Annotated in this window: 13 protein-coding genes; 8 read left to right on the top strand and 5 right to left on the bottom strand. The window is 44.8% G+C overall.

Annotated elements, in window-relative coordinates; all coding sequences use genetic code 11:
- Positions 1–34 precede the first annotated feature (34 nt).
- Complete coding sequence (locus tag AB4Z08_RS33960; RefSeq protein ID WP_441578236.1) at positions 35–634, bottom strand: ribonuclease HII; 600 nt, start codon at positions 632–634, stop codon at positions 35–37.
- A gap of 89 nt (positions 635–723) precedes the next feature.
- On the bottom strand, positions 724–1,161 hold the full coding sequence (locus tag AB4Z08_RS33955) for a hypothetical protein (RefSeq protein WP_441578235.1): 438 nt from the start codon (positions 1,159–1,161) through the stop codon (positions 724–726).
- 205 nt (positions 1,162–1,366) lie between these two features.
- Between AB4Z08_RS33955 and AB4Z08_RS33950 the strand changes: the two genes are divergently transcribed.
- The 8 genes from AB4Z08_RS33950 to AB4Z08_RS33915 all read left to right on the top strand — a co-directional run bounded on the left by AB4Z08_RS33950 (position 1,367) and on the right by AB4Z08_RS33915 (position 11,088).
- Entirely contained in the window at positions 1,367–3,529 is a 2,163-nt protein-coding gene (locus AB4Z08_RS33950; RefSeq protein ID WP_441578234.1) for a S46 family peptidase, read from the top strand.
- A gap of 162 nt (positions 3,530–3,691) precedes the next feature.
- Positions 3,692–4,867 carry a porin gene (locus AB4Z08_RS33945; RefSeq protein WP_441578233.1) on the top strand — a complete coding sequence of 392 codons (1,176 nt, stop codon included), beginning with the start codon at positions 3,692–3,694 and terminating at the stop codon, positions 4,865–4,867.
- Positions 4,868–4,881: 14 nt separating this feature from the next.
- The gene (locus AB4Z08_RS33940) at positions 4,882–6,312 is read left to right on the top strand and encodes an anion permease (RefSeq protein WP_441578232.1); all 1,431 of its coding nucleotides are present in this window, start codon (positions 4,882–4,884) and stop codon (positions 6,310–6,312) included.
- Positions 6,313–6,334: 22 nt separating this feature from the next.
- Positions 6,335–7,003: a succinate dehydrogenase cytochrome b subunit gene (locus tag AB4Z08_RS33935; protein ID WP_441578231.1), complete on the top strand. Its 669-nt coding sequence runs from the start codon at positions 6,335–6,337 to the stop codon at positions 7,001–7,003.
- Between the two features lie 6 nt (positions 7,004–7,009).
- Entirely contained in the window at positions 7,010–8,920 is a 1,911-nt protein-coding gene (locus AB4Z08_RS33930) for a fumarate reductase/succinate dehydrogenase flavoprotein subunit (RefSeq protein ID WP_441578230.1), read from the top strand.
- Positions 8,921–8,935: 15 nt separating this feature from the next.
- A complete protein-coding gene (locus AB4Z08_RS33925; RefSeq protein ID WP_441578229.1) occupies positions 8,936–9,682 on the top strand; it encodes a succinate dehydrogenase/fumarate reductase iron-sulfur subunit in 747 nt (248 codons plus the stop codon).
- A 212-nt stretch (positions 9,683–9,894) separates the two neighbouring features.
- Positions 9,895–10,233, top strand: a complete 339-nt coding sequence (locus AB4Z08_RS33920; protein WP_441578228.1) for an IPT/TIG domain-containing protein — start codon at positions 9,895–9,897, stop codon at positions 10,231–10,233.
- 90 nt (positions 10,234–10,323) lie between these two features.
- A complete protein-coding gene (locus AB4Z08_RS33915; protein WP_441578227.1) occupies positions 10,324–11,088 on the top strand; it encodes an AraC family transcriptional regulator in 765 nt (254 codons plus the stop codon).
- 220 nt (positions 11,089–11,308) lie between these two features.
- On the opposite strand, the gene AB4Z08_RS33910 is transcribed toward AB4Z08_RS33915, so the two are convergent.
- From AB4Z08_RS33910 to AB4Z08_RS33900, 3 genes are all read right to left on the bottom strand, one after another.
- The gene (locus AB4Z08_RS33910) at positions 11,309–12,709 is read right to left on the bottom strand and encodes an META domain-containing protein (RefSeq protein ID WP_441578226.1); all 1,401 of its coding nucleotides are present in this window, start codon (positions 12,707–12,709) and stop codon (positions 11,309–11,311) included.
- 109 nt (positions 12,710–12,818) lie between these two features.
- Positions 12,819–13,724, bottom strand: coding sequence for a hypothetical protein (locus AB4Z08_RS33905; protein WP_441578225.1), 906 nt, complete (start codon positions 13,722–13,724; stop codon positions 12,819–12,821).
- 16 nt (positions 13,725–13,740) lie between these two features.
- Positions 13,741–14,361 carry an alpha-ketoglutarate-dependent dioxygenase AlkB family protein gene (locus tag AB4Z08_RS33900; protein WP_441578224.1) on the bottom strand — a complete coding sequence of 207 codons (621 nt, stop codon included), beginning with the start codon at positions 14,359–14,361 and terminating at the stop codon, positions 13,741–13,743.
- Positions 14,362–14,389: the final 28 nt, after the last annotated feature.

Raw genomic sequence — 14,389 nt, 5'->3', positions numbered from 1 at the left:
TTTGCTGAAAGCTAAAAGCTAATGCCTAATAGCTCTACAGGTCTAATTCCAATTGCTCCGGCAACAGTCGGAATGTTTTCCGGTGGTAAGGCGTATCGCCAAACTCCCGTATTGCATTACGGTGCTGCTTTGTAGGGTAACCTTTATTCACATTCCATCCGAAATGAGGATAAGTAGCATGTAACTGCTGCATATATTCATCCCGATAGGTTTTTGCCAGAATGGAAGCCGCTGCAATGGAAGCATATATACCGTCGCCCTGTATAATACAGGCGTGTGGTGTATTGCCGTATGCGTAAAAACGGTTACCATCTACCAGTATGAACTCCGGTTGCTGCTGTAGCTTTTCCAATGCCAGATGCATGGCCTTGAAAGAAGCCTTCAGTATATTTATCTTGTCTATTTCTACATTATCCACACTCGCCACGGCATAGCAAATTGCTTTTTTCTCTATCACTATCCGTAGTTTATCCCGGTCAGCTGCCTTCATCTGTTTCGAATCATTCAGCAATGGGTGCCTGAATTTCTTGGGCAGAATAACTGCTGCCGCAAACACAGGACCCGCCAGGCATCCTCTTCCGGCTTCATCGCAGCCGGCTTCTGTTAATAATTCCTGATGATAAGAAAGTAGCAAATCCTAATATATTAAGCCGGGTAAAATTACAAGATTAATGTACAAGGAACAAGGATTGTGGAATTTTGAAGCTATACCGCAGTATTCTCTTAATCCTTCTTAAACAGATCTTTGAAATCCTGTTTAAAGTCTGTCCACTCTTTATCAGATTTTTTCATCAGCTGATCAGCGGCTGCCCGGGTACTGTCCCAGGTTTGTGCGCTGCTGCTTTTTACGTCTTCCAGCTTTTTATTCATCTGCATCTTCAATGCTTCCAGTTTTTTACGGGCGGCCACACTTTTTTCATCTCCATCTTTCTTTAGCTCCGTGGTGGTCTGGTCTATTTCTTTAATTCTTTCGCGGATGGCATCTTCGGCCTGTTTCTTTTGCTCGGATAAATAATCACCTGTATTGCTGGCGGCAGATTTTAAATCATCACCGGCTTTCTGCAGATCATCTTTTACATCTTCCTTTTTTTCCTGCTGAGTGTTGCTCTCATTGCAGGCGAAGAACGCGGCAATGCCTATTATTAAAAATATTTTTTTCATGCTTCTACAGTTTTTTTCAATTTAGTAAAATATTGGCATAGCCATCCGGCTGTACCCCCTTATCAAAACATATTCCAGTTTTCCTGTTTCCCCGGAATCACATAAAAATAATTATCACATAAAGGCGCCACTAATCCTTATACCTGCGCCCGGTAACGAAAAAATAGCTAGGTTTGAGGTCCTTAAAAACAAAACCTGACTTAATATGAGAAAAAAATTACTGGTTTTGCTCTTATTGCTTAGCGTAAGTATCAAATGGGCTAAAGCAGATGAGGGCATGTGGCTACCTTATTTACTGGGGCAGCAAACGTACAACGACATGGTGAAGAAGGGATTGAAGCTGACCAAAGAACAGTTGTACAGTATCAACAAGGCCTCCCTGAAAGATGCCATCGTTATTTTCGGTGGTGGCTGCACTGGAGAAATTGTAAGTAACGAAGGACTCATCTTTACCAATCACCACTGTGGCTATGGCGCTATTGCCTCCGCCAGCTCTGTAGAACACAACTACCTGAAAAACGGGTTCTATGCAAAAAATAAACAGGAGGAAATAACTTCTTCCCAGTTGTCCGTACAATTCCTCGTAAAAGTGGAAGACGTGACCAAACAGGTGGAAGAAGCCCTGAAAGGTTTGGACGGCGCTGAAAGAGCCAAGAAAGAGCAACAGGTATATGGCGAAGTAATCGCTAAAGCCATTGCCAATACCGGCTACGAAGCGAAAGTAGTACCGATGTTCAAGGGCAACCAATACCTGATGTTTGTATACGAGCGCTATAAAGATATCCGCCTGGTAGGAGCTCCTCCTGAAAGCGTGGGTAAATTTGGCGGTGACACAGATAACTGGGAATGGCCCCGTCATACCGGTGATTTCTCTATTTTCCGGGTTTATACCGGTAAAGATGGCAAACCAGCACCATATGCTGCCGACAACGTGCCCTTGAAACCTAAGCACTTCCTGCCGGTATCACTCAAAGGTGTAAAGGAAAATGATTATGCCATGATCTTTGGTTACCCTGGTGGTACCAACCGTTATGAAACTTCTTACGGTGTTCAACTGAAAACAACTGTAGAAAACCCCTTCCTGGTTAACCTGAGAGATGTAAGACTGAAAGCGATGTTTGAGCAAATGAAGAAAGACCCCGCGGTAAAACTGCAGTTGGCTTCTTCTTATGCCGGTATTGCCAACTACTGGAAATTCTTTGACGGCGAAACCAAACAGCTGGAAAAACACGGTGTACTGGCCGACAAACAAAAGCAGGAAGCTGCTTTTGCTAAATGGGCACAGGATAAACCAGAATTCTCCGGTATTCTGCGTGATTATGAAGCCGCATATAAAGCATGGACACCATACGCCAAACAACGCGTTTACCTGAACGAAGGCATCCTCGGCTCTCCGGTAGCAGCTTTTGCCGCCTCCTTAATGGGCGTGGAAAAAGCATTGGTAACAGCAGGCGCCCCTAAAGACGCAGTGAAACAGGCAATAGAAGCAGCTGATAAAGCACGCACCGCTTTCCTGGAAGGCGAAAATAAACCCAGCGATCAGAAAATTCTCGCAGCTACCTGTCATATGTATTACACAGACATCTCTAAAGATCAGCAGCCAGTTGGTTTTTATGATGGACTGAAAGCAAAATACGGTAGCCTCGATGAAGACAATACCTACCGCACCTGGGCTGCTGCATTAATGAATAACACCTTCATTTTTGATGATGCTAAATGGAAAGCATTTGTGTCTAATCCTGATGCAGTAACCCTGCAGAATGATCCGGCATTTGCGTACGCCAGCACGTTTATCAAAAACTATGTAGGTAAATATCTGCCATTATACACACAGTTTAATGCGAAGAATACCGATCTGGGCCGCGCTTACCTGAAAGGTGTAATGCAGATGACGCCTAACGCCAACAGATATCCTGACGCCAACTTTACGATGCGCCTGTCTTACGGCCAGGTAAAACCATACTCTCCACGTGATGCGGTACATTACGATTATGTAACTACCATGAAAGGCGTGATCGAGAAATATGTACCAGGCGATTATGAATTTGATCTGCCCGCAAACTATGTGGACCTGTACAATAAAAAAGACTTCGGTCAGTATAAAGATGCTAAACGCAATGATATCGTAGTAGGTTTCATTACCACCAACGATATCACCGGCGGGAACTCCGGATCTCCTGTTATCAATGCAAACGGAGAACTGATCGGCCTGGCTTTCGATGGTAACTACGAAGCACTGAGCCATAAAATTCAGTTCGACTCCGAATACAATCGTACTATCTGTGTAGATGTACGTTATGTATTATGGTGCATCGAAAAACTGGGTGGAGCGAAAAATATTATCAATGAGCTGAAACTGGTGAAATAAGAGCGTAAAGCAGAAGGCATAAAGCAAAAAGCTATTGTGCAGAAGATAAAAGCGTAGATCATTCGCTGATGTCTTCTGCACAATAGCTTTTTGCTTTATGCCTTCTGCTTTACGCTGAACCTTTTTTAATATAGGGTTGTTATCCCGGTATAACAACCGTGCATGCATAAACGAATTTTACGCTTTGCCACTTTAATACTGCTCTGTTGCATTACCGGCAACACTTATGCCTGGCAATCTGCCCCTGCAAAGCAGGATAGCACTGCGAGAGACTCTTCTGTACAGAAGGTGATTGGCTTTATTAAGAAGATTTCCTTTGGTGGGGTTTTCCAGGCCAGGTATACCGGCTCATTGATGAAAGATGTGGATGTAAATGGTGTACATCAGCCAAATGCCGAAGAAGTAGTGCGGAATAGCTTTAGCATAAAACGCGCACGTTTACAGGCAAAAGCCCAGGTGAGCGACCGCTTCACCGCCGCAGTACTGGTAAACCTCGCAGAGTTTTCCGGCGATACAAAAGGGAAGGTGCTGGAAAATGCGTACGTCTCTTACCGTTGGAATGATGCGCTCAACTTCACCATCGGCCAGTTCAGACCTTCCTTTGGTTTGGAAGATCTCTATCCGGTAGATATTATTCAATCCATGGATTTCTCCAATCAGTATTATGCTTTTGGAAGCAACGGCTGGCAGAGCTTCCAGATAGGCGTTTCCATGTTTGGCGCCTTTAATAAAGACAGTAAAGTGCCCATGAAATATGCCCTCTCGGTGGTAAATGGTAATAACCGCAACCAGGCATCAGATAATGACAATGGCAAATTGGGCACAGCCCGACTGGAGTTTGGTGATATGAACAAATTATCGATGGGACTGAACGGTGGCTACGGTGCAGTGAAAAAACAAAGCGTTTATGCATTGGGGATAGATGTGAGCGGCGTCATTCCTTTGGCGCCTAAATGGGACCTGCAACTGCAATCAGAATACAAGCAGGGCAATAATCATCAGCTGTATTATGCCTTACCAGACAGTCTGCGCAAAGGATCGGTAGGTAATTATATCATGAATGGGATATATGTACTCCCCAATTTCCGATATAAAATTAATTACCACAAACTAACTTCCATAGAGTTTTCTATGCGGTATGAATATTTTAATGAAGACGAGAAACATACGGGAAATGTACGCCAGTCTTATATCCCTATGGTGAGCCTTGCTTTCCTGAAAGACTATGGTGGCCGCATACAGTTAGGAATGCAGATCGATCAATACAATAAAGATATTCCGGGGACTAAAACACATAACAGCAATCTATTGATTGCACAGGTACAATGTAGATTTTAATAAAGGCTATCTATATGAAAGAGATTAAGTATCCACAACTGTTAATTACACTGGCTTTTGGCCTGCTGATCTGGTTTATTCCGGCTCCGGAAGGAGTGAAGCCTGAGGCCTGGCATCTGCTGGCTATTTTCCTGGCTACTATTGCCGGCATTATTATGAAAGCTGCCAGTATGGGCACGATGTCGATGATCGCCATTACGCTGGTAGCACTTACCGGCGTGCTGGCTCCGGGAGATCCGGCTAAATCCATTGCATTGGCGCTCAGCAGTTTTGGCGACAAAGTAATATGGCTCATTGGTATTTCTTTTTTCATAGCCCGTGGGTTTATTAAAACGGGGTTGGGTAAACGAATCGCCTACCTTTTTATCCGGGTGTTTGGCCGCAGCTCACTTGGGCTGGCTTATGGACTTGGTTTGGCCGACTTGGTGCTGGCGCCGGCGGTGCCCAGCAATACTGCCAGGGGTGGAGGGATTATTTATCCTATTATGAAGTCCATGGCCATGAACTTTGGTTCTATGCCAGACGATCCTGCTACACACCGCAAACTGGGAGGGTATCTCACATTGAACAGTTATAACATGAACCTTATTACATCTTCGATGTTTTTAACAGGTACCGCCAGTAATCCAATGTGTCAGAAGTTTGCGAAGAATCTGGGAATTGATATTTCATGGATGTCATGGTTTACGGCTGCAATAGTGCCAGCCATCGTGTCCATTATAGCAGTGCCGTGGATCCTGTATAAGATATATCCGCCCGAGCTGAAATCCACCGGGGATGCACCTGCCATGGCATCTGAGAAGCTGAAGGAAATGGGACCGGTGCAGAGAAACGAATGGCTGATGCTACTGGCATTCTTCATTCTTTTATTCCTGTGGATTACGGGGGATTTGTTTGGGATAGATGCTACCACTACGGCGTTAATAGGACTGGTATTCCTGCTTATATCACAGGTACTGACATGGGAAGATGTGAAATCAGAAAAGGGCGCCTGGGATACGATCGTATGGTTTTCTGCGCTGGTAATGATGGCTAGTTTCTTAAATACGCTGGGGTTTATTCCCTGGTTCAGTGATTTGATCAGGCAGCAGGTAGGAGGAATGAAATGGACGATCGCTTTTCCCATTATAGTGCTGGTGTATTTTTATAGTCATTACATTTTTGCCAGTGCTACGGCGCATGTGGCGGCCATGTATTCGGCGTTCCTGGGAGTAGGGATTTCTGTGGGCATACCAGGCACATTGCTGGCGCTGGTGCTGGGTTTCTGTGGTGGGATATTCGGCACACTCACGCATTATGGTCATGGGCCGGCACCGGTATTTTTTGGAAGTACTTATGTAGATCTGAAAGACTGGTGGAAGTGCGGGTTTGTGTTAAGTATCGCATTGATCATCATCTGGATGGGCCTTGGTGGGGTGTGGTGGAAGGTGTTGGGCATCTGGTAAACGTATCGCTAAAAATATTTTTATGGGTCAATGGAAGCAACAAACATTATCCAGGAAAAACTGGATGGCATTTACGGGGCTATTCCTCTGTCTTTACCTGGTGATCCACCTGTTGGGTAACCTACAGTTATTTCTGCCGGCAGAAAGGGCGCATACGCAGTTTAATCTGTATTCACACATACTTTCCGGTAACATCATCATACAGATCATTTCTTATATTCTCTTTGCCAGTATTATCGGGCATGTGGTATACGCGATCATTATTACGCTTGCCAACCATCGGGCAAGAAAGATAAAGTATCACTATGACCGCAGAGGGGCGGTGAGCAAGTGGTATAGCCGTAATATGGGGTTGCTGGGTACTATCATTTTTATTTTCCTGGTGATCCATCTGAAGGATTTCTGGTATGTGTATAAATATGGTCAGCTCCCGCTGGATGCCAATGGGCATAAGGATTTGTATATCCTGGTGGTGAGTGTATACAGTGAATTGTGGTATGTGGTGCTGTATGTGATTTGTATGATAGCACTGTGTTATCATCTGCTGCATGGCTTTTTCAGTGCTGCCAGAACGTTGGGGCTTTATCATCCGCGTTATGCGCGTTGGGTCAGAATAATTGGTTGGGTATACAGTATTGTGATCAGTGCAGGATTTGCGGCAATGCCCGTGTATGTTCATTTCTTAAAATAGCTGGTTATGCTGGACGCAAGAATACCGGACGGACCACTGGAAGAAAAGTGGAGTCATTACAAAGCACATGCAAAGCTGGTGAATCCGGCCAACAGGAAGAAGCTGGAAGTAATAGTGATAGGAACAGGGTTGGCAGGCAGTTCTATCGCTGCTTCGCTGGGGGAGATGGGATATAGTGTGAAAAGTTTTTGCTTCCAGGATACGCCCCGGCGTGCGCATTCTGTGGCCGCGCAGGGAGGTGTGAATGCCTGTAAGAATTATAAAAATGATGGTGACAGTGTATACCGCATGTTTTATGACACCATTAAAGGTGGTGATTTTCGGGCCCGTGAGAGCAATGTATACCGGCTGGCAGAGTGCAGTGCCAACCTGATTGATCAGGCGGTGGCGCAGGGCGTGCCTTTCGGGCGCGAGTACGGAGGCTATCTGAATAACCGTTCTTTTGGAGGGGTGCAGGTATCCCGAACTTTTTATGCACGGGGACAAACGGGGCAACAATTGTTGTTAGGGGCCTACCAGGCGCTTATGCGACAGGTAGGCGCCGGCACTTTGCAGCTGTTTGCCCGCCATGAAATGCTGGATCTCGTGGTAATAGATGGTAAGGCAAAAGGGGTGATTGTGCGCAACATGGATACCGGTAAACTGGAGCGTCATGGTGCGCATGCAGTCGTTTTGGCAACGGGTGGTTTCGGTAAAATATACTATTTGTCTACGCTGGCTATGGGCTGCAACGGCTCTGCGATCTGGCGTGCGCATAAAAGGGGAGCCTATATGGCCAACCCAAGCTGGACACAGATTCATCCCACCAGTTTACCGCAATCCGGCGAATACCAGTCTAAGCTCACGCTGATGTCTGAATCATTACGGAATGATGGCCGCATCTGGGTGCCGAAAAACAAAGGAGAGGAGCGGGAGCCCAACCAGATACCCGAAGAAGAAAGGGACTACTATCTCGAAAGAAAATATCCTGCCTTTGGTAATTTGTCTCCCCGTGATATTGCGTCCCGGGCAGCCAAAGAGCGGATAGATGCCGGTTATGGTATCGGGGCACTAAAGAACGCGGTATACCTTGATTTTTCCAAAGCAATTAAAGATCAGGGAGAAGATAAGATCCGGACAAAGTATGGCAATCTGTTTCGCATGTACGAAAAAATTACTGGCGTAGACGCTTATAAAGAGCCGATGCGTATTTCTCCGGCGGCACATTTTTCAATGGGCGGATTGTGGGTAGACTATGAACTGATGACCACTATCCCGGGGTTGTTTGCTTTGGGAGAAGCCAATTTCGCTGACCATGGTGCTAATCGCTTAGGGGCCAATTCTCTCCTGCAGGCAAGTATTGACGGGTATTTTATTGCACCTTATACTATGGCTAATTACCTGGCAGATGAAATTAAAACAGGACCTATTGATATACGACATGGCGCTTTTGCAGCAGCGGAGGAGCATGTGCAGTTGCAATTAAAAATGCTAATGGGCATACAGGGCAATCTCAGCGCAGATTATTTCCATAAAACATTGGGCAGGATACTGTATGATAAATGTGGTTTAACCCGATCCAAAGAGGGATTGGAGGCCGCTATCAAAGAGATTGCGGCGTTACGGGAAGATTTCTGGCAGCGTTTATACGTACCTGGTGGCTATGCGATTAATACAGAGCTGGAAAAAGCAGGCAGGGTAGCAGACTACCTGGAATTGGGAGAGCTGATGTGTTATGATGCGCTTACGAGGGAAGAGTCCTGCGGGGCACATTTCCGCGTAGAATATCAAACACCGGAAGGTGAGGCCATGCGTAACGATGCTGATTTCTCTTTTATATCTGCCTGGGAGTGGGAGGGTGACGGTAAACCACCGCAGCTTCACAAAGAACCTTTGCATTTCGAGTTTGTAACACCTACGGTAAGAAGCTACAAATAACGTAAACTAACGGTTATGCGTATACGATTAAAAATATGGCGGCAGGAAAATCAGGAAGATCCTGGAAAAATGGTGAGTTATACATTGGAAGATATTAATCCGCATATGTCATTCCTGGAGATGCTGGATACGCTCAACGAGCAGTTGTTGCAGGAAGGTACGCGCCCGGTAGAATTTGACCATGATTGCCGGGAAGGTATTTGCGGGCAGTGTGGTGTAATGATTAATGGCCGTGCACATGGACCGTTACTGAATACAACTACCTGTCAGTTGCATATGCGCACGTTTAAGGATAACGAGGAGATTGTAATAGAGCCTTTTCGTGCTAGTGCATTTCCGGTGAAATGTGATCTGAAAGTAGATCGTTCTTCTTTTGACCGCGTCATACAATCAGGTGGTTTTATTTCGGTAAACACAGGACAGGCGCCGGAAGCCAATGGTATTCCGATTGGTTCTCCGATCGCCGAAGAGGCGTTTGATGCGGCCGCCTGTATTGGTTGCGGCGCCTGTGTGGCAGTATGCAAAAATTCGAGTGCGGCCTTATTTACCAGCGCGAAAATATCGCACCTGGTGCTGTTGCCGCAGGGTCAAATAGAGGCGCAAACAAGAGTAAGAAATATGGTAGATCAGATGGACAAAGAAGGTTTTGGTCACTGCAGTAATACGGAAGCCTGTGAAGCAGAATGTCCGCAACAAATTTCAGTGCTGCACATCGCCCGCATGAACTATGAGTATAACAAAGCACAGGTGCTGAAAAAGTAAAATCATTTCTTCATATACCCGTATACGTATTACTACTTATTTTAAAAATAAGTTAGGATACTTGTCTTTTATTGAAATATAGGTTGTAAATTTGCGTCCGTTTGAATACCGAATATATACTGTTGCTGATAAGAGTTGCAATTGCAATGGTGTTAACCCCGGTGAATTATTTGTAACAGGGTTTGTGACCCCCCAAAAAAGAAAGAAATAAGATGAAACTTAGAATGTTTGTGGCAGCCATTGTGCTGTTGATAACAGCCATGACGGCTTGTTCCCCTAATCAAAAAGAAAACACCACTGAAGTAGTAACAGGAAATGCAGGTAATTTCCTCATTATTAAAGGCCATGGTTTTAGTGAAGACAAAAATCAAAATAAAGTGATCTTTGGAACGGTCCCTGCGCAGGTATTGCGTGCGGATGCAGACTACCTGTTGGTACAGGTTCCTGTGCAAAAAGTTGCTACGGTACCCGTAGTAGTAACTGTAGGAGAAAATATTTCCAACGCTATGCTGTTTGCATATCATCCTAAGCTGGTAGCTTCCAGCTTTTAAAAGAGTGTGAGTTAAATGTAATGGGTAGAGGTCTTTTAAGATCATCTACCCATTATGTTTTAAGTCGTATTTTTTTCCTACACTTGCTGTATGTATAAGGAGATCCGACCTCATCATTTATTGGCTGATTATGTAGATGCCTACTGGGTAAGCGCTGTTACGCAGTTCAGCCAGCAGCGCATTCTGCCGGATACCTGTGCGGATATTATATTCAATATCAGTGAGGACATCATTCCCATTGATAATGGAGATTTGATAGCGCCTAATACCGCTTTTGTGGTAGGTACAATGACCGCTTTTCAGGATGCAGAGATGTCGGCAAATACACGCATGCTGGGAATACGTTTTCATCCCGGTGGCCTGAATGCCTTTACGGGACTACCGTTGCAGCTAATTACAGATGGGCATCTATCATTAAAAGAAATAGCTGCCGGCTGGCATACTATACTGGAACCTTTACTGGCAAAAGAAAATTCTCTCTCAGGAAAAATACATTCTCTGGAAAAATTTCTGTTGCAACGTTTACCGGTACGCAATATACAGGCAGATAAAATACAACAAAGCATATCACTGATCCGGCAGTCGCAAGGCGGAGTGCCCGTTGCAACCCTTGCTGCGCAGGCATTTATGAGTACCCGCAATTTTGAACGATGCTTTTTGCAGATAACCGGCGTGTCTCCTAAAAAATTTTCCCGGATTGTTCGTTTTATAGAAATAAAGGAACAACTGAAAACAAATGCACCTACTCTTTTATTATCGCTGGCCCTCGATAATGGCTTTTATGATCATGCACATTTAACCCGTGAATTCAAAGCATTTTCCGGAGATAGTCCTACGATATATCTGCAACGTTGAGAGTACCTGCACAGGAGAGAAGCTGGGCGATTATGTAGTGATTTCAACGTAGGGAAGAGGCGCTTATAAACTAAGCAGCACAAAGCCCGGCGCGGGAAATGACAGACTTATTTATCAAAAAAGCTATCGCAGATAGGATCAGTAAGAGGTATATTTTCGCCCCGTTGATCTTTATCTGCGATAGCTTTTTTATGGTATAGTGTAGCTGAATTTATTTATCCTACATACCAAACATTACTATAATCTTCCCGTCTTTATACAGGTTCAGTGTTTGGTCTGCTACGTCATACCGATAAGTATTTGCACTGATCAGTTTAAGAAATTCTGCTTCGCGGCGCATCACATCTGCATCAGGGCAGGCCATGCGGGTGCTGATACCCTGGGTAAATTTAATCTGATCTTTGGTAGCGCTGTAACCGCCGGAGATATTGTTACAACCTCCTTTGCCATGGAAACGCTTTTTATCAGTATCAAATTCCACCCAGATGCCGGAGTTAGATAGCGTATTGCCATTCAGTTGAATCACATTCCATTTTTTGCTGCCAATGAAAGCCCACTGCCTGGCATCAGGAGAGCTGCTTTCTTTTGCTTCCATGGTGAATTGCAGGGTGAGTTTATCATTTTCATATAGGTTTACCGTTTCACCTGTTACAGTATAGGTGAAAGTATGTCCACCTAATTGCTGCAGGAATTCTGCTTCCCGGTGCATTACATCGGCATCAGGGCAAGCCATGCGCGTACTGATGGCTTGTGTAAAAGTAATTTTGTTGCCGGTAGTGGTGTATCCTCCGGAAATGCTGTTGCAACCACCTTTTCCGTGGAAGCGTTTTTTAGCAGCATCTAATTCAATCCATACACCGGAGTTGCTGATAGTACCTTCATTCATTTGTGTCAGCGTCCATTTTTTGCCGGTAATGCCGGTAGTGTTGCCGGTGTTGGCATCTTTATTCTGCAGCGAGAATTGCAGGACTGTTTTGCCATTTTGGATCAGGTTAACGGTCGTTCCTACCACTTCGTATTTAAAGGTCTGATCGCCCAGATGCTGGCTAAAAGAGCCTTCACGTTGCATTACATTATTATCGGCGCAAGCCATGAGTGTGCTGGCTACTTTACTGAAGGTAATGTTGTTGCCGGCAATAGTATAGCTTCCCATCATGCCGTTGCAGCCACCATTACCATGCATACGCTTTTTGCCGGCATCCAGCTCTATCCAGGTTTTACCATCGGAGATATCGGTATCATCCATTTTCACCAATATCCATTTTTTGCCGGTAATGGCGGCGGACTGACTGCTATTGCTGATTCTTTTTTTCTCCAATACTTTCGTTAAAGTGTATTTAATAGAAGAGCCGTCTGCCGGTGGATTCTTGATCTGGGTGATCCTTACTTTCAGTTTATAGCGATAGCCAGGTGTATATTTAAAGCCATTGATATTGGTGTATAAATTGGACCAGTCAGCATCATTAACGCCTTTTATTTGCAAACACTCCATAGGCGCCACTCCCGTACAGGGTTCCTTGGATTCTTTAACATAGATCACCTGCGTTTTGGCAGGCTGTTGCTTGTTTTGGGCGGGGGCCATGAAAGTGGTCGCGAGGGTGATTGCTAATTCAAATAACATAAAATATAGATTTTAATAAATAACAACAAAAGGAACGATCAGGTTTTATCTTTTGTTACAACTTCCTATATTTTTCAAAAACGCTGCCAGACTCACTTTGAAGGCCATGCTATTCGCTGTCGCAGCCATGGTAGGCAGTTTTATTTATTTTGCCAATGCCATTTATAATGGATTCGTAATAAGCCAGCTTATCTTTTCCTGGCAGCGCAATAATGGTAACATCATTTGCTGTTAACAAATCGAGCTTGCATTTGGACGCGGCTACATATTCTTCCGGGATGTAATAAAATATTTTGTTGTGCACCGGCACATTTTTATGGTGGAATTTCTGCCGGGCCCTGTAAGTCAGGAGCCACCACAGATCCGTTTCTACAAAGTCGAGTGACAACCCGAAGATGTGGATATCGTCCGTAAAGAAGAGATCAATCCACGAGTGGAAGTATACTTCTTTGAAATGTATACGCCGTAATAGGGACTTTTTAGGGACTTCTTTGGAAGTGTACACGGTGCCGCTGACCACATAATTGCGCATCATCTGTAACTGTCCGCCATAGTGCTCAAAGCCAAGATTGATGCTCATCGGATTCAAACAGTCGCCATGAATATGCCAGTAATTGGTATCCCCGACTTTATATTTTCTGAAAATGCTGTAAAACTTTTCGTTGATAAGACTCGTGTTTTCCAGCGGGGTGCTGCCTTCCAGCGTAAATTCATAGTTCGTGGTAAGGATATGTGCCGGCTTTAGTGCCCTGATGGCGCTGTGTATGGGATTACTTTTTATCTCTGCGGCTTTGATAGCGATAAATGATTTGAGGTCTTTCTCACGGATTTTGTGGTTTTTACTGGCGGTTAAAAATATTTCTTCATACAGCAAAGGGAAAGGTTTTTTATCATCCAGCTCTATGCAGTCGCCTGCATGACAGAAGGTGATAATATCCTGCAGCAGGTCTTTCCAGCTTTGGCCGCGGGAAATGTTGTTAATGTCATTTCCAATTAATAGAACATGGTTTTTCATAAGATACATTCGGTTTTTAGGGGTGGATAAATCGGAAGGTGAGGTTAATTCTTCCGGTAGATACTTTAGCTGTTTTAGGGACCTGGTGTTCCCAATATTCCTGCAACATACCTTTCATAATGAGCAGGGATCCGTGTTGTAGCGGTAACTCATATTTCCGCTGATGGTCACTTTTGTATCGCAACAGGAATCGTCTGGTGGCACCAAAGTTGACGGAGGCGATTACCGGCTGGCGGCCCAGCTCGGGCTCATCGTCTGCATGCCAGCCCATAGAGTCGTTTCCGTTACGGTAAAGATTCAGCAATACACTATTAAAGGCATGGCCGCTAACCGGCGTAATACGGTCGCGTATCTGCAACAATGAAGGCGTCCAGTTTTCCGGGGAGAAGGTATTGCCGGAAAACCGGTAAGAAGTGGGGGAATCGCCGTGCCAGGCCATTAAACGGGGAAATTGGACCCGCTTGCCATACATCGTCATAGACTCCTGTTTCCAGGCAATGGTATCGGTTAATTTTTGCATGAAATTATCGCTCTCCTCAGTAGTAAAAAACTGTGGATAATAGACCAGCTCTCCATTCAGTAATGAAATCCTGGTAGCTGCATCCTGATCATCGAAGAAACTTCCCTGCACATTCATACTACAAATTTAGGCAGATGCTACGCAG

The sequence above is a fragment of the Chitinophaga sp. RAB17 genome (genome assembly GCF_052114225.1).
Taxonomy (GTDB): Bacteria; Bacteroidota; Bacteroidia; order Chitinophagales; family Chitinophagaceae; genus Chitinophaga.
This window is presented reverse-complemented; position numbering and strand designations above follow the sequence as displayed.